Origin of the sequence: Bordetella sp. BOR01, from assembly GCF_019218885.1 — a bacterium.
GTDB lineage: Bacteria > Pseudomonadota > Gammaproteobacteria > Burkholderiales > Burkholderiaceae_B > Bordetella_A.
The window spans coordinates 1,058,748-1,079,342 of the sequence record NZ_JAHUWT010000002.1; the positions used below are offsets into that span (position 1 = coordinate 1,058,748).

Consider the following 20,595-nt stretch of genomic DNA (forward strand, 5'->3'; position numbering starts at 1 on the left):
GCGAGAGCGGCGGTTCAAGCGTCGCCGTACGGATTTGCCGTCATCAATATTATTCGATAGTATAAAGTTTACGGCCTGCGTCCGACACCCGCTCAGTGGGACGTCGCGCGGCGCATTGCCCAAGACCTGAGGTACTTATCCGATATGGCCATCCGCGAAATCCTGCGCATGGGTAACCCTGCCTTGTTGCACCCCAGCGAACCTGTCCCTGATCCGACCGCGCCTTTGATCGGAGACCTGCTGGAAGATATGCGCGACACGCTGGAGGCGGTTGGCGGCATTGGCCTTGCCGCGCCGCAGATCGGCACCGCGCTGCGCGTCGTGCTGTTCCAGTTGCCGGCCAGCCGGATTCCCGCACAAGCCAAGACGCCGCCAGAACCCTGGACCGCAATGATCAACCCGCGCGTGGAGCCACTGGGCGAGGAACGAATCGACCTGTGGGAACGCTGCCTGTCGTTGCCGGGGCTGTACGCGCAAGTATCCCGTTTCAAGCACATCCGCATTCATTACGTGACGGCGGATGGCAAGCCGGTATCGGTGCAAAGGCGCGGCTACTTGTCCGCATTGCTGCAGCACGAATGCGATCACCTGGACGGGACCTTGTATCCCATGCGCCTGCAAGACCCGCGCCGGCTTGCATTTGCCAGTGAAGTCTGCGGCGAGGGCGGTGTCTATGCCTATTCGGCCGCCGAGTTTGACGGCGCCTAGCGTTCTTGGCCCGCGCCTTTGCATTTATACTCGGCGCATCGTGCAGGCCTTGTGGCCCGAGGGCCATGTCTGCCCGGCATGAAAAGAGATAAGTAACCGCCCTTCATGGACCAAGCCTCTGATTCCAGCCAACGCCGTACCTTCATGAAGATGGCTCCGGAGGTACGCAGGCAGCAGCTTATCGATGCGACATTCCGTTGCCTGTGCCGCGACGGGGTCTCCCAGACCAGCGTGCGCACCATTGCACAAGAAGCCGGCCTTTCCCTGGGCATGGTGCGCCATCTTTTCAACTCCAAAGACGAGTTGCTGGCCGAAACGTACCGCCATCTTTCCACGCAGCTGCAAGGGCACACCCACCAGGTGCTCTCCAAGGCCGATCCTGCCCCCATGGCCCAGTTGCAGGCGCTTATCACGGCGGGCTTTCAACCGTCGATCCTGAATCGCGACTATGTACGCATGCGCTTCCTGTTCTGGGAACTGTCTCACACCAATGAGTCGGTGCGCCGCGTACATAACGAGATTTACCAGCGCTTCGAGCGCCAGCTTCACGGACTGGTGACGAAAGTCGCCAAACAGAACGGCGCCGACGTCGACTGCGATACGCTCACGCTCGCCATTGCGGCGCTGCTGAAGGGCGTGTGGCTGGAATGGAGCCTTTCGGACGAGACGATCGATCCGTCCAAGCTGGTACAGCACATCCTGCCCGCCTTGCAGCGCAAGCTGCGCTAGGCAGCGTGTCGTGCCAGATACCGGCCGAAGCCGGCGGCGGGGCGGGGCCGGCCGATAGATTCCGGGTCAGTCCAGGCGCCGCCGCATCGCCGCGTGCAGCTCCAGCAGTTCCGGGGGCCCGACAAAGCGGCCGCTATCCGAGACTTTCGTATCGCCCACCCACAAAGATTGGTCGAACACGATGCCGTCCGGGTGGTTCTCGCCGCCGCCCGGCTCCCACCAGGGCAGTCCCATGCCGATGGCATTGCTGCCGGGCAGGCGTATGTCTTCGATGAACTGGGTGCCCGTCAATTGCGTGCCCGGGTGGAAGCCGAACGTGAAATGAATGAACGAGCCGAACCCGTCCGTGCCGCTCGCGCGTCGCAATGCGCGATCAAAGCTGATGCGGTCTTCGATGCCGCCGCCGGTGAAGTCGCGGATTCTGCCCTGCGCATTGATCGTGATCGGCAGGCGCAGGCGCCGGTACTCTTCGTCGAAAAGCGCTTGTATGACGATGCGGCCGCTGATCGTATCGAGCAGCGGATACAAGCTTTGCGTACCGGGCACCGTGTCCATGCCCGGGCGGTTTCTTACCCGCGGGCGCTTGAGCTTGACCTCATCCAGGCGGAAACGGATATCGGTGCCGGCCGGGCACGTCACGCGGACCTCTTCTCCCGCGGCCGAGGCGATGAAATCCATGAACGCAATATTGAAATCCATCAGTGCGGGAAAATCGACGCCGCCGTATAGCCTTTCGAAACTGGCGGCACTGGACATGGCCAGCAAGGCGTACCGGCAGCGCCCCGCGGCCATGGCATCGGCATGAGCGCCGGATCCTGCATGGTACGGAAAGCAGAAATCAAACCAGACATCGGCGGCGCTGGCCGCCGCGCGCAAGGGCGCCGTCACGTACGGGTCGGAAAGCCCGCCCTGATATGGCAGCCGGGGGGCGACGGCCACCAGGGGCCGGCCGCCGGCTTGCGCCACGCTTTGCGCCACCGTGTCCACCAGCAAGGTGTCTGTATGCGAATCAGCCGTGATCAGCACGTCTTCGCCGTGGGCGACGGCAAATTGGTCAACGACTAGAGATTGCGCGGCTCGGCGCAGCCGCGTGGGCGTAAGTAGGGTCATGGCAGGTCCGTTGAGCGCTTGAAGAGGAAAAGGCAAGGGCAATCAGTCGCCCGATACGCCAAGGTAGGCCTTGCTGACAAAATCATCGCGAAGCAGGTCCCGGCCGTTTCCTTCGAGAATGATCCGCCCTTTTTCCAGCACGTACGCCCGGTCGGCGATCTCGAGCGAGGCGCGCGCATTCTGTTCAATCAGCAGAACGGATACGCCTTGGGCGGCAATCTGCCGAATCAGGGTGAAAATATCGCCGACGAGCTTGGGCATGATGCCCAGCGACGGCTCATCCAGCACCAGCAGGCGGGGTTCGCCCATCAGGCCCCGGGCGATCGCCAGCATCTGTTGCTCGCCGCCGCTGAGCGAGCCCGCCAACTGGCCGCGCCGTTCGCGCAGGCGCGGAAAAAGGGTGTAGTTGCGTTCGAGCAGTTCAGCGACACGATCGCGCCGGCGTTCCTTGTGCGCCCCGAGCAGCAGGTTCTCGTGGATGGTCATCTGTGCGAATACCAGGCGGCCTTCGGGGACGAGCACGATCGAGTGGCGAACCACCTGGTGCGACGCCAGCCCCGCCAGGGCGATATCGCCAAAGTGGATACTGCCCTGGCGCGGCCGCAGCGCGCCTGCGATCAGCTTGGCGATGGTGGTCTTGCCGGCGCCGTTGGAGCCCAGCAGGGCCACGATTTCACCGCCCGAGACGCGCAGGGAAACGCCGTCGACCGCCAGCGCGCCGTCGTAGGCGTAGCTGATATCGTCGACCCGCAATTCGCGGGCGGGTGGCCGCTTGGCCGTTGCCGGCGCCGCGGGATGCGGCGCGGATCTGGAAACTGTTGCCGTCATGTCGCTGTCGTCCCAAGATATGCCGTGATCACCGCCGGGTCCGAGAAAACCGTTTCGGCCGTGCCGTCCGCGATCGTTCTGCCCGCCTCGATCACCACCACCCGCTTCGACACGCGGCGCACCGCCTTGATGTCATGTTCGACCAGCACCACGGTGATGCCGGTGGTGCAGATCTGGGCGATGACTTCGATGATTTCGCCGGTCTCGGTTTCGTTGAGCCCGGCGCAGGGCTCGTCGGCCAGCAGCAAGGCCGGCCGGGCCGCGATGGCGCGGGCCAGTTCCAGGCGCCTGAGGTTGCCCACGCTGAGCGTCGAGGCGGCGGCATCGCGCCACGGGCCCAGGCGACAGATGTCCAGCGCGTGCTCGGTCAATGCCTGCGGGTCGCGCGGGCCCGTGCGCCCGAACAGCGCGCCCACGTGGATATTGCGTTGCACCGACAACTCGGGAAACGGCTTGGCGATCTGGAACGCCCGGGCAATGCCGAGCTGCGCGATGGCGTAGGTGGGCTTGCCGGTGATGTCCTGCCCCTGGAACAGCACGCGTCCCTCGCTGGGCTGAACGTAGCCCGATATCAGATTGAACAGGGTGGACTTGCCTGCGCCGTTCGGCCCGACAATGCTGGTTACCGTGCCGGGCTCGATATCGATCGACACCTGGTTGATGGCCGTCAGGCCCTTGTAGCGCTTCGTGATCGATTGCAGCGAGAGTATCGGTTGGGACGTCTGGACGGGCGCGTTCATGCGGCGGTCTCTCCTGTTTGGCCGGGCACGCGCCGACGCAGGCGCCGCGCCAATCCGACGATGCCCTTGGGCGCCGCCAGGACGATGACAATCAGCAGGCCACCGGTCAGCATCATGTGGAAATCGAGCAGGTCGCCCAGCACCACCTGCGTCAGGATGATCATCAGCGTTGCGCCGATGACGGGGCCGGCCAGGGTGCCGATGCCGCCTATCATGCTGAACAGGATCAGATTCAGGCTGATGTCGATCCGGAACACCGATCCGGCGGTGATGAACCCCAGGCTGTGGCCGTACAGTACGCCGGCGGCGCTGGCCAGTACTGCGCTCAGTACGAACGCGGCCAGCTTGTAGCGCTCGGTGGGCACCCCCAGCATGGCCGCCGTGTCTTCATCCTGGCCGATGCAGACCAGGCCGGTGCCCATCCGCGACCGGCGCAATACGATGAAGATGACCGCATTCACCACGAACAGCAGCAGGAACAGATAGTAGAAAAGCTGCACCTTGGAAACGCCGGGCACCGCTATGCCGGGAAAGGTGAATCCTATGGCGCCCTGGAAGATATCGAAGTTGCGCGAGGCTTCGCCCAGGATCTCGGCGAATGCCAGCATGCCGATGGCAAAGTAGATGCCGCGCAGCCGCAGCACGGGAATGGCGATCGCCACCGCCACGGCTGCCGAGACCACGATCGCGAAGCCCATGCCGGCCAACATCTTGGCAAACGCCGGGATGCCCGCGCCCATCTGCTGTTCGAGCAGGCCCGCGGCGAATGCGCCCAGGCCCACGAACGCGGTGTGGCCGAAGCTCCAGTAGTTGGTGAAGCCGCCCAGCATGCTCCAGGCAATGGCCAGGCCGCCGAACAGCAATATCTGCTGCGCCACGCGCAGATAGAACGGGGCCGCCAGCCAGGGGATGGCCAGCAGGGCAAGCGCGGCCAGGACGATCACCACGGTGGCGTAGGGCGGCCGCGCCTGCGGGCGGCCGGTTGCGGCGGTTGTCATACTGACCCCTTGTAGGCATTGCCCATGATGCCGTTGGGCCGCACCAGCAGCATCAGCAGCAACGTGCAGACCATGAAGATATTGGGAAATGTCGCACCTACGTACTGCGACGAAAGCGTGCTGATTTCACCGAGCAGCAGCCCTCCGAGAAGTGCGCCCAAAGGGCTGCCTATCCCGCCCAGCACAACCGTGACAAACGCGTTCAAGGTCCAGAAGGCGTCATCGGAGGGAGAGAAAGGATTGATGATGCCGACGATCACGCCCGAGGCGGCGGCAAAGCCGGCCGACACGCCGAAGGTAAGCGCATAGATGCGCCGGCAGTTGATGCCGCACAGCCCCGCCGCGAAGCTCTGCTGCGCGGTTGCGCGAATCGCGCGCCCCATCGCGGTCTTGTACAGGACAAGCGCAAGCAAGCCCAGCAGCAGCAAGCTGGCCAATAGCGCCGTGGCGCGGGCGCCGTCTATGACGATGCCGCCCACATTATGGGTTCCCAGGACCCAGGCGGAATCCAGGGTGTGGATGTCCGGGCCGATGAAAACGATGATGATGTCTTTCAGGATCAGGCTGGCGCCAAAGGTGACAAGCAGGCTGGATATGAGGGATCCCCGCCGTATTGCCGTGGAAACCACCCATAGCTGGAAGAAGGCGCCGAATATGAACAGAATGGCAAAAGCAATGGGAATGGCCATCAGCGGATCTATTCCGAAGGCGTTCTTCACCATCAGCCCGACGTACGCGCCAAGCAGCACAAACACCCCGTGCGCCAGGTTCACCACGCCCAGCACGCCGAAGATAAGCGAGAACCCCACGGCGGACAGGGCATAGATTCCGCCAAGGATCAGGCCGTCGACCAGTGTCTGCGCAAGCAACGCGCCGTTCATCGCGCGCCTCCGGCAAGCCGCGGTGCGTGGTGGAAAAACCAGGTTGGGGTCGTGGGCCGCCGCATCATGAGCGTTCCGCCCAGGGCGCCGTGGGGTAGAGCAGCGAGGCGGTGCGCTGGGCTTGCGGATAAACGATCTCGAAGCGTTGCTTCTGGATCTGCCCGATCTTGGCACCCATGACGATCGAGTCTCCGTCGCCTTCCGGAGAAAACTTGATCCGGTTGAACAGTGTCGAGATGTCGGTCTGCGCGAGGGCATCGCGCACGCGGTCCGGCTTCAGCGAGCCGGCCTGCTGCATGGCATGTACATACGTGGTGATGCATGCCGCGGCGCCCGCGGTATGGTAGCTGAGCGGGCGCTTGAAATGTTCCCGGTAGTAGCTGACGAACTTTTGCGAATTCCCGAATACCGGGTCTTCCAGATTGACGCGATCGTCCCAGTAGAACTGGGCACAGACCCCATTGGACTGTGCGCCGAGGCTCTGGCGATACATGGGAAGCTGGGGACCCAGGAACTGATACAGCAGCGGCACATTGGTGCCCGTGGCAATCATCTGCCGGGCAATGACCAGCGAGTTCTGGTCCACCGTTGTCGTGATGAGCACGTCCGGCGTCCTGGCGCGCAGCGTGGACAGCACGCTGGAGGCATCGCTGACCTGCTCGGGCAACTGGAACATGTCCAGTAGCTCGAAGCCGGCTTCACGGCAGCCCTTGGCCGCCGCCTGGGCGTTCAATCGGGAAAACGCATCGTTGGTGGCAATGATGGATATCTTGCGCGGCCGGGGCTCGATATCGCGGAAGAACGATACGCTTGAATCCCAGGCCCGGCTGGCTCGCGGAAAGAAGCCGAATACCGTGGTGTGGCCCTGCGTGTAGATCTGGTCGGCAGACGCGCCCACCTGGATCATGGGCTTGCCGGCGGCTTCCGTGATGGCCGCGCAGGGAAGCACGACATTGCTGCCGTACGAGCCCAGGAAGAAATCGACGCCGTCATCCACCTGGCGCTGGATAAGCGTCGTGGCCCGCGCCGGGTCGCTGGCATCGTCAACCAGGTTCAGGATGAATGCATAGCGCGTACCGTCGATCTCTACGCCGCCCAACTCTTCGTTGATGTACTTGATCGCCGTCTCATACCCGAATTTGATGTTCAGGCCGGTTTCGGCGTAACGCCCCGACATGCCCAGCGAGCCGCCGATGCGCACGTTCTTGGCGGCCGCCGCGCGGGCGTTGATCAGGGGAAGACCCAGCGTGCCCAGCGTGAGGCCGGTGGCCTGCTTCAGGAAGCTTCGTCTCTTGTTCATCATCTGCTCTACCTCTGGATTGAGTTTGGCATAGTCGTGGCGCGTTGACATCGCAGGGCCGCTGGGCGGCTACAGGTCCAGTATCAGGACGGGACTGTGTGAGCGCGACACGCAGATTGCAATGGCATCGCCGCTTTGATGGGCGTCGTCGCTGAGGAATTCATCGCGATGGTCTGGCTCGCCCTCGAGAACACGCGCGATGCACATGCCGCACATTCCTTCCCGGCATGAGTAATCGGCCTGGACACCGTTTTCCCCGAGGACTTGAAGAATGCTCTTGCCGGCCGGGACTTCGTATGCCCCGCCGCTGCGAGCCAGCTTCACCTGGAAACTGCCCTGCTGTTCGTCAGTTGCGGGTTCGCCGGCGGCAGTAAAGAGTTCCCAGTGCACGGCAGCGGCCGGCCACGCCCGTGAGGCAATCTGCCGCGCCAGGTCGATGAACATCCGCGGGCCGCAAATATAAAGATGCGTACCGGGGGGCGGCGCGTCCAGCAAAGCCTGCAGGCGGTCGGCGACGTCTTGTCCGGCAAGGCCGAAATGGAAGTGTGCATGCGGCGCATGGGGGGCAGCGGAAAGCAGCGTGTGAAATGCCGCGTCACCGGCCGTGCGCGCAAAGTAGTGCAGGGTGTACGGCTGCCCATTGCCGTTTGCCTCGCGCGCCATTGCCAGCAGCGGCGTGATACCGATGCCGCCTGCCAGCAAGATCACCCGCCCGGCTTGGGCATCCAGCGGGAAGCCGTTGAATGGCCCGCGCGCAACAACCGTATCGCCTGGGCGCAGGTCATGAGCGGCACGAGATCCGCCACGGGACGGTGCTTCCAGCTTGACCGCGATCTGATACGTGCCGTGTCCGGAAGTGGTATCGCACAGGGAATACGAGCGCTCCAACTGTTCGCCGAGCAGTAAATTGATATGGGCACCCGCCGCCGCGTGCGGCAGGGCCGCGCGCTGCGCATGCTCGAACTCTATCAGCGCTACCTCTGGTGTCTCGAGTTCAGTCGAAACTACCCGCAGAAGCAGCGACGCTCCGTGGCTGGCCGAAAGCTCCATCACTGCTTCCCAAACATGCGGTCCGCATACTTGCTCAGGAAATGATGAATCGGCTTTTCCATTACCGACATGCGGCCCGGCTCATAGAAGGGAAGGGCCATGTTGCGCTGCATGGATTCGATCATCGACCGGTCTTCTTCGTAGATCACCTGTTGATACTCGCGGTATACAGCCACTTTTTCCGCAAAATCCGGGTGCGAAAAGAATTCCTGGGGAAAGAGCAGGTAGATGAACACCTCGCATTTATCCGGGCCCAAAGGCCACGCGACGATGAACTTGACCATGTCGATGCGGGCGAACATCGTCAGGTTCGGGGGCATGAAGCCCGTCAGCGCGAAACTGTTCTCTTCATGTTCCAGCCAGGGTGCCTTGCCAAACAGGCTTTTCCCATCGGGGGTCGATGGAGCGGCGGCGTACCGCATGGTCAGGCCGCCATCTTCCTTCAGTTGAAGATTGTCCGGTGTCCAGGAAAAGCGCGCGCCGAACGTCTTCACGTGCAGGACTCCCACGTGGTAGTAGTCCATCAGGTTTTCGTGGAAGAACTTCCAGTTGCAGTCGAGCTGCATACAGGTCACGTCGGCCAATTGGCACTGTTCGGTATTCAGGATGGCGAAGTCTTTCTCGAACTCGCTCATGGCCTGCGCAAATGGGCGCGGCTCGGCGGCGAAATTGATGAAGATATTGCCGCGCCAGGTTTCCAGGTGGATGTGGCGCAGGCGGCATTCAGCGGGATTGAAGCCGGCCGACTCTTTCATATAGGCTGCGCCGGCCAGCTTGCCGGTCAGGTCGTAGCTCCAGCCGTGGTAAGGGCATTTGAAGAAGTTGGTGTTGCCGCGCCCTTCGGCGACTTCCACGCCGCGATGGCGGCACATGTTGTAGAACGCGTGCAAGGCCCCCGTGTTGTCGCGCGAGATGATGATCGGGCGGTTCAGCACACGCCGCGCTTCGTAATCGCCGGAAGCGGGAAACTGTTCCACACGGCCGACGTACAGCCACTCGCGTTCGAAATACTCGTGCATTTCGTGTTCATACAGCTGGGGCGATGTGTAGATTTCGCCTGGCAGGTGGCGAGCTTGCGAAAGTTCGGCACGCGTTTTGCCGATCTCTGCCGCGGACACCAACTGAATGACTTTCATCTGCGCACTCATGCCTGATTCTCTCCATTGCGATTGCGTCCTGGAAACGCGCGTAAGGTCTCGCACGATCGAGTTGCCTTGCAGCAGACTGGCCTTGTTATTATACGATCGTATAAATTAAAGTTGACCACAAAGCGCGCGGTGGCATCAAGAAGAAATACCTTGGGGATTACCCCAGTCCGACAGGCCGGCCCCGGAAAGGAATTTCCAGCCGGGGGCGGGCACGGTATCAGTCGTTCAGCAACTGCCGGTCGCGCAGCCAGGCCGCCACAAGCTCGGCGCTATGGTCCAGCAGGTCTGGCTGGCCGGCAAAGTAATGGGTAGCGCCTTCAAGAACGTGAAACGTCTTGTCCTGGCTGCCCGCGGCCTTGTAGATCAGGTTCGTGTGCTGCTGCGGCACACAATCGTCGGCGGCGTGTTCCACCGCAAGAAACGGAACGCTGATGTTCTTCGCGCAAGCCAGGCCATCGGCACGGCTGTCGTCGATCGACCATTGCGATAGCCAGGCGCGCAGCATCGAGAAGCGTGCCAGGCCCACCGGGCCGGTGTTCACCGTTTCGGGGTTGCCCATATAGCACCATCCAGGCCGGCGCCCGTTGGGGTCCAGTGCGGGATCCAGGAATCGTGGATCGGCCATGGTGCGGTGGGTCACGAATCCTCGTTCCATTTCGCCCGTATTCCGGCTACGCAGTTCATGCAGGGTTTCCTTGACGCGCGCCGTGATGCGCCGTACCCGGGCAAGCTGCGCACTACGGAAAGCCTGTATGAAGTCCGCCGAGTAGGGCGCGCGGGCGGGATTCGACGGATCGTAGATATCCAGTTCCCGCCGGCGCTTGTCCGGGTCATGTTCGTCGTGCACCGACGGATCGATCATCTCGCTGAGCATGCGGGCGCGCGACAGGTGCGCGGCCTGGCAGATCACGGCATCGGCGGGGATGAGCCCGGCCGCGGACAGATCGATGGGGTCGCCGGCGGGGGTTTCAGTGATAGAGGGGTTCTCGGCCTGGGATTGATAGAACAACGACAGCGAGCCGCCGCCGCTCCAGCCCATCAGTATGACGTGCTCGTAGCCCCACTGTTCGCGCGCATGGCGTATATAGGCGCCCAGGTCCACCAACACGTTTTCCATGATGAGGGCGCTATCGTTCTTGGCGTAGCGGCTGGCCGCGCACAGGACATGCAGGCCCATTGCTGCCAGGCGGCGTGGCACTGGCAGCAATTGCAGGGTAGAGGCAGGATGCATGAACAGCACCAGCGTGCGCGAGGGTACGCCAGCCGGCCGCAGGCGTATGCCTTCCAGGTTCACCGCTCCCTGGTTGCCGGCAAATCCGTAGGTCTCGGCGAACTTGCGTTCGTCTTTGAATTGGATATGTACCCATTCAGCATCGATCGTATGCGGCGCGTTCGCCATGCCGGCTCCCCTTGGTTGGCATGACTTTATACTATTGAATAAAGTCGGGGAGTGTCAACAAAGCGAAGCCGCTTGCCCGCATTTCCCGGCAGACCCGGGCCAGGCAGTCCTACTGCACCCAGGCCGCCCGGCGGCCCAGGGAGTTCTCGACGGCAATCTTCAAGTTTGGGCCGCAGCCCGGCGCGATTCTGACCAATTGCTCCACGATCGAGTCCTGCAGCTCGCCGGCGCAGATCTTCAGGACAGACTCGGCCAGGCCCTGGTTTTCCCCCTTGCGCGTGATCACGTAGATCTCCCGGGAAAATGCCGGTTCCGGCGCGGGCAGGATATCCATCTGCGACACGATGTCGGCGCACTGCAACAGGCACAGCGGCGTGGTCAGGCCCCAGCCGACGCCAGCCGCCACAAGCGAGAAAACGACCCGGCTGGTATCGGCCTCGAAGCGCATGGGAAATTCCAGCCGCATCGTTCGGAAGAACGTCTCTATCGTGGAACCCGAGGCCGTCTGGCCCAGATAGCGAATGATCGGAAGCCCGCAATATTGCAGGTCGTGCCACGTCCATTCCCGTTGCCGCTGCGTCAATGCCTTGGGCATGATCAACACATGCGGCTCTTCGAACAGGAAATAGCGGCTCAGCCCGTCAATATCGTTGAACGGCGTGCTGGATACGATGACGTCCACCTGATGCTGCAGCAGCCCGCCAATAATATTGTCGCTGGTGCCGGTCAGTATGGATATGCGGTTGGATTGCCGCGCCAGCGATCGCACCAGCGAAGGCGCGATATTCGGGGATAACGATTCGATGACTGCGGCGCGCACGATGGGCTTGAGCGCGTTTTCTTCGCGGATGCGCGAAATCGTGCCGGCCACCTCGGCCGCATGCGCTTCGATCTGCTCTTTGAGCACGCGGGCTTCGGGGGTCAGTTCGATCGGCCGGACGTTGCGTTCAAACAAGGTCACGCCCAGCATTTCCTCGAGCCGCAAGATGCTCTGCGAAACCGCCGACTGGGACAATCCTATGGCGTCGCCGGCCTTGGTGAAACTGCGTTGCTGGCAGACAGCAAAAAAAGTCTCGAGAGATTTGCTGTAGATGAGCGAAAACGCTTCCGGGATTTGCTTGGGCATCTTGTGATCGACCATTCGGGCTCAACAAGCGAGTGCCGGTAGGCGTCATTACCTGCATTAATGACGCAAATCACGGCACACCATGGAAGGCGGCGGATTGCGCGTTCAGGACGTAGCATGAGCCCGCATTGCGTCATGCAACCGAAGCCGACGCCCGACTGAAAAGAAGTGGAGCAAAGCATGCCTCAAGTCCGAGCTGAAACCGACACCCTGGGCGAAGTTTACCTGCCGATCGAGACCTTATATGGCGCCAATACCTGGCGGGGGATGAACAACCTGTGTTTTTCCGGCCGCACATTGGCCGACGAGCCCGCGTTCGCCCGGGCGTTCGCGCAATGCAAGATGGCGGCGGCGCTGGCCAACCGGGACCTGGGCATCCTGCAGCCGGACCTTGCCCAGGCCATCGTTGCGGCCTGCCAGGAAATCATCGACGGCAGGCATGTCGAGCACCTGGTCGTGGACTTGTTTGAAGGCTCCGGGGGAACGTCGTCGAACATGAATTTCAATGAGGTCATCGCCAACCGGGCACAGCAACTGCTGGGCATGCCGCTGGGCAAGTATGACCGGGTCCACCCGAACGATCATGTGAACCGATCACAGTCGACCAACGACGTCTATCCGTCCGCGATGAAAATCGCCGTCCATGCCCGCCTGGCCGGTGTGATCAGTGAACTCGACGCGCTGGCCGACGCTTTCGCAGCCAAGGCGGCAGCGTTCCAGGAAGTGCTGCATTTGGGGCGCACCTGCCTGCAGGATGGGCAGCCCATGTACCTGGGCCAGGTATTCGGCGGTTATACGGCGCTGACGCGCCGGCTGGCCGAGGCGGTGCGCACCGTGCGGTCGCAGTTGATCCCGCTGCCCTTGGGCGCCACGGCCATCGGCACGGGCCTGGGATCGGCCCCGGGCTACAAGAGGGCCGTTTTCGCGCATCTGGCCAGCATTACTGGCGTCCAGTTCAGCGTGGCCGATGATCCCTTCGACGCGATGCAGAACATGGACGCGTTTTCCCGCGTCTCGGCAGAATTGCGTACCGCGGCCACTTCCCTGGGCAAGGTCGCGGCGGATCTTATCTTGCTGAGTTCCGGGCCGAACGGCGGCATCGCCGAAATCCACCTGCCCGCCGTGCAGGCGGGGTCATCGATCATGCCGGGCAAGGTCAACCCCGTGATTCCGATGGGGGTCGTGCAAGTGGGTTTCGCGATAGTCGGCAACGATACCTGCGTGGCGCAATGCATCCAGGCGGGACAGCTGGAAATCAACCACTTTGAACCGGCTGTGCTGTCCCGGGTGTTCGATTCGCTGACTCTGCTGGAAAACGGCGCGCGCCTGTTTCGCGAAAAGTGCATTGTCGACCTGCAGGCCGACAGCGCGCAGGGCGAGGCGGTGGTCCTGAACTCCGCCGCGATCGCGTCTTCGTTCCTGGACCAGTTCGGCTACAACACGGTCTCAGCCGTGGTGAAGAAGGCCGCCCGGAACAATCGGTCATTCCTGGTGGAGATGCAGCAGCAGCAACTCATCACGATCGACGATGCGCGAGAATTGGTGCGCCAGGCCGCGAGAGTCGTGCCTTCGGAAAATTGAGCGGGGCAATCAGCCATACGCTCGAACGCCGATTGGCGCAGCCGCTGCGCCAGTCGGGTCTACGATGCTGATGGCGGTACGATGACGCTTCGCAGCAGGCCGCCAATGTCGTCCACCGTTTCGAGCGTGGACAAGCCATCGTACAGCGATGCAGCGGCAATGACGTCTTGCCCGGCCATGCAATCGTTGTATTTGCCGAGCAGTTCCCCGGCGTCTATCGGATTGTGTGCGTTGCCCTTCGCAAAACGGACCGGCCCGCTGGACAGGGTCCTGCCATCCATCAATTGCACGGTCACAGTATCCGCCGGGGCGAACCACGGATAAATATCGCATTTGGCCTGGTCTTCGGTGACCTCGATCAGCGAAAACACATGGGCGACGTCGGGATCGTCAATAAGACGGGGATTCAATTCCGCAAGCCCGAATCGCTTCTTCACCGCCGCCACCGCCAGGCAGAATTTCAAGGCAAATTTGGCCTGCATTTCAGTCTGCGGTATATCGACGCGCAGCATGTTGGCCTGGGTATCGCCGATGCGCACCCTGATCCTGTCGATCTTGCGCAACTCGAAATCCGGCAGGGTAGTCAATTCGAGTATTCCATCCAGCGCCCGGTGCGATGCGTAGCAAACCGGGTAGCGCTTGATGGCCAGGCCGGATCTGGCCAGGTAGTGGGATCCATCGCTCAGCTTGACGCCGGCGTCCACGTTTACTCTTCTTGCCGGCGAAAGCGCATGCAGCAACCCGGACCGGTGCTCCAGCGCATCCCCGGCCGCGGTAATGCCGGCCTGGGCCAATTGCGTGGCCATGATAGCTTCGGACGCCGCCAGCCCGATATGCAAGGGTTTGGTCCCGGAGCCGAAGTTGGCCGTTACACCGCTGGCCCGGCTGCAGGCGATGCCCACCGCGTGTCGTGCGATATCGGATGACAGCCCCAGCACATTGATCACCGCCGCCGTGGCGGCGATCAGGCCCAGGGTGGAAGACGGATGCCAGCCTTTCTGGTGCAGCGCATCCTGGTCCCTGCCGTACAGCTCGGCCCAGACTTCATATCCCACTACATAGGCCCGCAGAACGTCCAGGCCTGAGCAGCCCGGCCTGGTTTGCGCCACGGCCAGGATTGCCGGCACCATCACCGCGCTGGGGTGGCTGGCCAACGCGACGTCGTCGTAGTCCAGGACATGCGCACTGGTGCCATCCAGCAGCGCCACGTCGGCCGGGGCGCGCGGGACGCCGTTGGACAGTGCGCGCACGGGCACGGTGCTGCGGCGTCCGCTCTCTTGCAGGAAGCGGCGGGTCGCCGCCACCGCCACGCTGTGGCGACCCGCGACGATGCACGCCGTGCAGTCGATAAAGCCGAATTTGACGATATCGGCGATATTCGGCGGGACTGTCATTCGGCCGATGGCGTAGTCCGCGACGGCCTGGGTCAAGGATGCCATGGTGTGCTCCACGATGACGGCTAGGGCCTAGGCGAAGTCGATCATTACTGGGGCTCGATGCCCGCCTGCTTGATCAACGTTTCCCAGCGCTGGTATTCGTCTTTCATGTAGCGGTCGAACGACGATGCGTCCATGGGGGTCGGCTCGAAGCCTACGGCCGCCAGCGATTGCGCGAATTCGGGCGTCTGCGCGACGGTGCGCACGGCGTCGCTCAATATCTTCAGCCGGTCGGGTGCGATCCCCTTGGGCGCCACCAGTCCGACCCAGGATTGCATGATGGGGAACTCCGGCCAGGATTTCTGCACTGGCTCCACGCCTGGCAGATAGCGTGATCCTTCGGGCACCAGCACTGTCAGGGCCTTGATCTTCTTGCTGGTAATTCCGCTAAGCCCCGTCGCCAGGTCAGCGCAGACGAACGTCAGTGTCCCGCCCATCAGATCGACAATCGCCTGGGGACTCGACTTGTACGGAACGCTTAATACCTGGCCTTCGGCGTCATGCGCCACCATTTCGCCGCAAACCGTCTGCATACCGTAGGCAGTCGCGTAGGAGATCTCGCCGGTGCCCTGGCGTATGGCTTTCAAGAGGTCGTCGTAGGTGTTGTACGGGCTGTCGCCGCGGACGACGACGGCCAACGAAAACCCGCCCAGCCGCCCGATGGCCTGGAAGTCTTTCAGCGGATCGTAGTTCAGGCGCTTGAACATCCAGGGATTCTGCGCAATGGTCGTGCCAGTGACCGCCGTGACGGTATAGCCGTCGTTATCGGCTTTGGCTCCAGTTGCCGTGCCGATGAGGCCGTTGGCGCCCGCCCGGTTCTCTACCACGATGGGTACCTTCAGTTCGGGTGACAGCTTGGCCGCGAGCGCCCTGGCAATATTGTCCGTGGCGCTGCCCACGGCAAACGGCACGATAAGGGTAATCGGCTTGTCCGGATAGGCCGCGTACGCCGCGCCTTGCCAGCCAACAAGTCCGCCCAGAATCCAATACAACAAACGCTTCATGTCTCCCCCCCGGCTATCGCCCGATGGTGTTTTATGGGTATCGCCGACCCACACTGGTGGGGCACATCCTGCAGCATCGAAACGTCGAAGTCCACGCATCCCTGGCATGCATCAATGCAGTTAATTGTGGCAACCACGAGGCCTAATACTTGGGATTTTCCATAGGTACATGGGCCAACTCTGACGATAATCTGGGGTCATCCGCCTGACGGCGCTCCGGCAACGGCGATTGTCGCGGCGCACCATCAGCAACTGCAGGGCACGAGGCAGGCAAGGAACACACATGGCAAAACTCAGGGTCAATGGCATTCACCTGTATTACGAACTGACGGGCGACGGCCCGCCGCTTGTCGTCATTGCGGGGCAGGGTACCGGTCCCGCAGCTCGTCAACCGCTGATCGACGGTCTGGCGAAGCACCACACGGTGCTTTCGTTCGACCCGCGTGGCACCGGCCGCGGAGATCCCGCGCCCCAGGGGGATTCCATGGAAACGCTGGCGCAGGACGCGCTGGCGTTGATGGATGCGATGAAGTTCGAGACTGCCAGCATCATGGGGCTTTCCACGGGCACAGGGCAGGCGACCGTGCTGGCGGCCAATCACTCTGATCGGGTCGAGCGCCTGGTGCTGGCCTCGCCATGGACGCATGGCGACGCGGATTTCCACACCTTGCAGAATCTGCGCAAGGCGGCGGCGCGCACGATGGCGCCCGAACACTACGTGCATTTCAACGCGCTACTGCTGTATTACCCGCCTTATCGGCGCGTTCACGCGGAACAATTCAATGAGATGGCCCGGCAAGCCATCGGCAAGGCGCAGGATGCCGAGAGCATCGCCGCCCGCCTCGATGCGATCCTGGCTTTCGACGCCCGGCCGTTGTACGCCCGAATCGCTTGTCCGGCCCTGGTATGCGGCGCGCGCGACGACCTGGTCATGCCTTTCTGGTTCGCCGAGGCGGCTGCCCAGGCCATACCCGCCGCGCAGTTGTTCACCATTTCCGAGGGCGGGCACATGTTCTTCGATTCGCGCACCGAAGAATTCCTGCACACCGTACTTCCCTTTCTTAATCGACACGCATAGGAATCGCCATGGCCGTATCAACCCTGCACACCTCGAGTATCGTCATCGATGGATTGGTCGTGTCCCGCTGGAGCCGGGAGGTATTCGAAGCGATGCAGCGCGGCGGCCTGACTGCCGTCAACTGCACCTGCTCTATCTGGGAGGGCACGCGCGACACCATGCTGAACATGGCGCGCTGGAATCGCTACTTTGATGAGTATGGCGACCTGATCATGCCCATCCGCCGGGCCGGCGATATACGCAAGGCGAAGGAACTGGGCAAGGTGGGTATTCTGCTTGGTTGGCAGAACACCGCCGGTATCGAAGACCGCATCGACTTCCTGCCGTTGTTCAAGGATATGGGCCTGCGCGTCATCCAGTTGACCTACAACACGCAGAATCTGGTCGGTGCGGGCTGCTGGGAAGCCAACGACAGCGGGTTATCGGGCTTTGGCCGCGAGGTCGTCGAAGAAATGAACCGCCTGCGCCTGCTGGTCGATCTGTCGCACGTGGGCCAGAAGACCGCATCCGACGCCATCGCCCATTCGCAACGGGGATGCGCCTATACGCACGTGGCGCCTTACGGGCTGTTCAATCACGCGCGCAATAAAACCGACGAACAATTGCGCGAGATCGTCAATCGCGGCGGGTTTGTCGGTGTGGCCACGTATCCGCCCTTCATGAAGTCGGGTGCGGACACGACCCTGGACGACTGCGTGGAGCTCTTCGAATACATGATCAACGTTTGCGGCGAGGAAAACATCGGCATTGGCACCGACTTCACGCAAGATCATGACGAGGCGTTCTTCGACTACCTGCGGCAAGACAAAGGCTATGCCCGTCGCGCGAATCCGGGCCGCGGCAAGGCCCCCACGGTGAAGGGCATGGATACCCTGGCGGACTATCCGAAGCTGACCGACGCCCTGGAACGCCGGGGCTGGAGCGAAACACGCATACGGCGGGTGCTGGGAGAAAACTGGTTGCGTTTTCTGGAGCAGAACATCGACTAAGCCGCGCCAGGCCGCGGCTTGCACAGCTGCCTGGCAACGTTACTGCGGCGGCCCGTCATAACTGAGCGCGGTCGCCGTCTTGCCCCAGAACACCCGGTACGAATACGCGTTATAGGCAATGATCACGGGCAGCACCACGCAGGCGCCCACCAGCACCAGTTTCAGCGATCCGGGCGCGGCGGCGCCCTGCCAAAGCGTGATCCGGCCCATCAGCAGCCATGGGAACAGGCTGACCGCCAGGCCCAGGAACGCCAGGGTGAAGATCGCCGCCGTCAGCGCGAAGGGCGCCCAGCAGAACTTGTCCATGGGCCGGGGCAGGGTGCGCAGCACGGCCGCCAGCGTCAGCAGACATGCAAGCGTTGCCAGCGGCAGGGGGGCCAGGTATAGCCCCGTCACGCTGGTCCAGCGCAGCCAGATTTGCGGGTCCATGAGCGGCGTGACCAGCGACACGGCGACGATGCCGGCGGCCAGCCCCCACCACGCCCGTCGCGCCCAGCGTACCGCCTGGCGTTGCAGGTCGCCTTCGGTTTTCATGATGAGCCATGCGGCGCCCAGCTGGGCGTAGCCTGCCACCACGCAGGCGCCGACAAAAACCGAGAACAGCCGGTATTCGATGCCATGGTTGTGGCCGGTGACCACGCCGCCCAGTATGTAGCCTTGCGACCAAGCCGCCACCACCGAGCCGACGCAGAAAAGCCGTGTCCAGAGAACGCGCAGGCCGGGGGGGGCCTTGGCCCGGAAGTCGAACGCGACGCCGCGCAGGATAAGCCCGAACAGCATCAGCGTGACGGGGAAATACAGCTCTCGCAAGATTCCGCCGTAGGCAAACGGGAACGCCACCAGCAGGATGCCGATGCCGAGCACCAGCCAGGTTTCATTGGCGTCCCAGAAGGTGCCGATGGACGCCAGCATGGTGGTGCGGTGTTCATCATCGGCCGCGCTCGTCAGCAGAATGCCCACTCCCAGGTCGAAGCCGTCCAGCAATACGTATGCCAGGACGGCAAAGCCCATCAAGCCCATGAATACCAGGGGCAGCCAGAATGCCGGATCGTTGGCCGCCAGGCCACCCGAGTATGCCGCCAAGCTATTCATGATTGCCTCCTTGGGCCGGGCTGGAATCCGCGGCCGGCGCGTGTTGCAGAGTGGGGGCGATGCCCTTGTTTGCCTGGTAGATCAGTGTGCCCACGTACGACAGCAGCAAGAAGGCATAAAGCAGCAAGAAGCCTGTCAACGACAGCGCGAACGCCGCCGCCGGCTCGTCGGCCACGACCTCGGAGCTTCTGACCAGTCCATACACGACCCAGGGCTGGCGCCCGATCTCAGCGGTGTACCAGCCGGCCACGGTGGCCACCCACCCCGAAAATGTCATGCCGGCCAACAAGCGCAAGGCCCAGCGCGGCAGCGCGTCGGGATTCCATTTGCGTGCGCGCAGCAGCCACAGTCCGCCCCAGGACGCAAGCATCATCAGCACGCCCACCCCGGCCATGACGCGAAAGGCGAAGAATACGGGCGCCACTGGCGGATGGGCATTGGGGAATTCGTTCAGGCCCAGGACCTCGCCGTCCAGGCTATGGGTGATGAGCAGGCTGGCGCCGTATGGAAGGGTGATGGCCCATTTGTTGCTGCGCGTGGCCTCGTCCGGCCAGCCGATCAGCACAGTGCCCGCGCCCCGCTGCGTTTCCCACAGGCCCTCGATCGCGGCGATCTTGGCCGGCTGCGTCTTGGCGGCCAGGCGGCCCGCCGTATCGCCGACCAGCATTTGCACCGGGATGACGGCCGCCGCCAGCACCAGCCCCGTCACGAAGGCCTTGCGTTCGCCCGGGCGCAGGGGCCGGCGCAAGCCCTGCCAGGCAGAGACGCCCAGCACCACGAACGCCGCCGTGACCACCGATGCCAGCACCATGTGCCCAAAGCGCAGCGGCAACGATTCGGAGAAGACGATCTTCATCCAGTCGGTCGGGTAGAACTTGCCATCGACCAGTTCGGCGCCTGCCGGGGTCTGCATCCATGAGTTGGCGGCCAGTATCCAGAATGCCGACAAGGTCACGCCGAACGCCACCAGGAACATCGCCAGCGTATGAATGCGCTCGGACACCCGTCCGCGCCCGAAAAGCATGATGCCCAGGAAACCGGCTTCCAGGAAGAAAGCGGTCATGACCTCATACCCCATCAGCGGGCCGACGACGTTGCCCGCTTTTTCCATGAAGCCGGGAAACGTCGTGCCGAACTGGAAGCTCATGGTCAGCCCCGACACTACGCCCAGGGCGAACGACAGCGCAAAAACCCGTATCCAGAACCGGTAGGCGTCCAGCCACGCCGTATCACCGGTGGCCCGCCATCGCAGCTTGAAGAACAGCAATATCCAGGCCAGCGCGATGTTGATGGCGGGAAACAGGATATGAAACGTCAGGTTCACCGCAAACTGAATGCGGGCAAGCAAGAGCGGTGAAAGTTCCATGGGTGTCTCGTCCTTGTGGTCTCGGCGCCCTG

The 20,595-nt window shown here is 62.7% G+C and carries 19 protein-coding genes; 5 read left to right on the forward strand and 14 right to left on the reverse strand.

The genetic code is table 11. From position 1 onward, the window contains the following. Positions 1–144 precede the first annotated feature (144 nt). A complete protein-coding gene (locus tag KW845_RS12750; RefSeq protein WP_218369582.1) occupies positions 145–708 on the forward strand; it encodes a peptide deformylase in 564 nt (187 codons plus the stop codon). Positions 709–813: 105 nt separating this feature from the next. After that, positions 814–1,437: a TetR family transcriptional regulator C-terminal domain-containing protein gene (locus KW845_RS12755; protein WP_218369583.1), complete on the forward strand. Its 624-nt coding sequence runs from the start codon at positions 814–816 to the stop codon at positions 1,435–1,437. Positions 1,438–1,503: 66 nt separating this feature from the next. Here KW845_RS12755 and KW845_RS12760 read toward each other — a convergent pair whose 3' ends face one another. From KW845_RS12760 to KW845_RS12805, 10 genes are all read right to left on the reverse strand, one after another. Then, positions 1,504–2,547: a hypothetical protein gene (locus tag KW845_RS12760; protein WP_218369584.1), complete on the reverse strand. Its 1,044-nt coding sequence runs from the start codon at positions 2,545–2,547 to the stop codon at positions 1,504–1,506. A gap of 42 nt (positions 2,548–2,589) precedes the next feature. After that, positions 2,590–3,375 carry an ABC transporter ATP-binding protein gene (locus tag KW845_RS12765; RefSeq protein WP_218369585.1) on the reverse strand — a complete coding sequence of 262 codons (786 nt, stop codon included), beginning with the start codon at positions 3,373–3,375 and terminating at the stop codon, positions 2,590–2,592. Beyond that, a complete protein-coding gene (locus KW845_RS12770; protein ID WP_218369586.1) occupies positions 3,372–4,115 on the reverse strand; it encodes an ABC transporter ATP-binding protein in 744 nt (247 codons plus the stop codon). The genes KW845_RS12765 and KW845_RS12770 overlap by 4 nt, the downstream gene beginning before the upstream one ends. Beyond that, positions 4,112–5,113 (reverse strand): branched-chain amino acid ABC transporter permease, encoded by a 1,002-nt coding sequence (locus tag KW845_RS12775; protein WP_218369587.1) that lies wholly within the window; start codon positions 5,111–5,113, stop codon positions 4,112–4,114. The genes KW845_RS12770 and KW845_RS12775 overlap by 4 nt, the downstream gene beginning before the upstream one ends. Then, positions 5,110–5,994 carry a branched-chain amino acid ABC transporter permease gene (locus KW845_RS12780; RefSeq protein WP_218369588.1) on the reverse strand — a complete coding sequence of 295 codons (885 nt, stop codon included), beginning with the start codon at positions 5,992–5,994 and terminating at the stop codon, positions 5,110–5,112. Before KW845_RS12780 ends, KW845_RS12775 begins: the two co-directional genes overlap by 4 nt. A gap of 64 nt (positions 5,995–6,058) precedes the next feature. Continuing rightward, entirely contained in the window at positions 6,059–7,345 is a 1,287-nt protein-coding gene (locus KW845_RS12785; RefSeq protein WP_218369589.1) for an amino acid ABC transporter substrate-binding protein, read from the reverse strand. Between the two features lie 18 nt (positions 7,346–7,363). After that, on the reverse strand, positions 7,364–8,344 hold the full coding sequence (locus KW845_RS12790; protein WP_218369590.1) for a PDR/VanB family oxidoreductase: 981 nt from the start codon (positions 8,342–8,344) through the stop codon (positions 7,364–7,366). Next, the gene (locus tag KW845_RS12795; RefSeq protein ID WP_218369591.1) at positions 8,344–9,492 is read right to left on the reverse strand and encodes an aromatic ring-hydroxylating dioxygenase subunit alpha; all 1,149 of its coding nucleotides are present in this window, start codon (positions 9,490–9,492) and stop codon (positions 8,344–8,346) included. Before KW845_RS12795 ends, KW845_RS12790 begins: the two co-directional genes overlap by 1 nt. A gap of 217 nt (positions 9,493–9,709) precedes the next feature. After that, a complete protein-coding gene (locus KW845_RS12800; protein ID WP_218369592.1) occupies positions 9,710–10,891 on the reverse strand; it encodes a S9 family peptidase in 1,182 nt (393 codons plus the stop codon). 109 nt (positions 10,892–11,000) lie between these two features. After that, the gene (locus KW845_RS12805) at positions 11,001–12,017 is read right to left on the reverse strand and encodes a LysR family transcriptional regulator (RefSeq protein ID WP_218369593.1); all 1,017 of its coding nucleotides are present in this window, start codon (positions 12,015–12,017) and stop codon (positions 11,001–11,003) included. A gap of 180 nt (positions 12,018–12,197) precedes the next feature. Between KW845_RS12805 and KW845_RS12810 the strand changes: the two genes are divergently transcribed. Further along, a complete protein-coding gene (locus KW845_RS12810; protein ID WP_218369594.1) occupies positions 12,198–13,598 on the forward strand; it encodes an aspartate ammonia-lyase in 1,401 nt (466 codons plus the stop codon). Positions 13,599–13,657: 59 nt separating this feature from the next. Here KW845_RS12810 and KW845_RS12815 read toward each other — a convergent pair whose 3' ends face one another. Together KW845_RS12815 and KW845_RS12820 are read right to left on the reverse strand one after the other, a co-directional pair. Further along, positions 13,658–15,037, reverse strand: coding sequence for an MmgE/PrpD family protein (locus KW845_RS12815; protein ID WP_218369595.1), 1,380 nt, complete (start codon positions 15,035–15,037; stop codon positions 13,658–13,660). A 44-nt stretch (positions 15,038–15,081) separates the two neighbouring features. After that, positions 15,082–16,038 carry a tripartite tricarboxylate transporter substrate binding protein gene (locus KW845_RS12820; RefSeq protein ID WP_218369596.1) on the reverse strand — a complete coding sequence of 319 codons (957 nt, stop codon included), beginning with the start codon at positions 16,036–16,038 and terminating at the stop codon, positions 15,082–15,084. A gap of 283 nt (positions 16,039–16,321) precedes the next feature. Here KW845_RS12820 and KW845_RS12825 point away from each other — a divergent pair, with 283 nt between their 5' ends. Together KW845_RS12825 and KW845_RS12830 are read left to right on the forward strand one after the other, a co-directional pair. Next, positions 16,322–17,116, forward strand: coding sequence for an alpha/beta fold hydrolase (locus tag KW845_RS12825; RefSeq protein WP_218369597.1), 795 nt, complete (start codon positions 16,322–16,324; stop codon positions 17,114–17,116). 8 nt (positions 17,117–17,124) lie between these two features. Next, the gene (locus KW845_RS12830; protein ID WP_218369598.1) at positions 17,125–18,105 is read left to right on the forward strand and encodes a membrane dipeptidase; all 981 of its coding nucleotides are present in this window, start codon (positions 17,125–17,127) and stop codon (positions 18,103–18,105) included. A gap of 39 nt (positions 18,106–18,144) precedes the next feature. On the opposite strand, the gene KW845_RS12835 is transcribed toward KW845_RS12830, so the two are convergent. Further along, entirely contained in the window at positions 18,145–19,197 is a 1,053-nt protein-coding gene (locus KW845_RS12835; RefSeq protein ID WP_218369599.1) for a cytochrome d ubiquinol oxidase subunit II, read from the reverse strand. After that, positions 19,190–20,563 (reverse strand): cytochrome ubiquinol oxidase subunit I, encoded by a 1,374-nt coding sequence (locus tag KW845_RS12840; protein WP_218369600.1) that lies wholly within the window; start codon positions 20,561–20,563, stop codon positions 19,190–19,192. Before KW845_RS12840 ends, KW845_RS12835 begins: the two co-directional genes overlap by 8 nt. Positions 20,564–20,595: the final 32 nt, after the last annotated feature.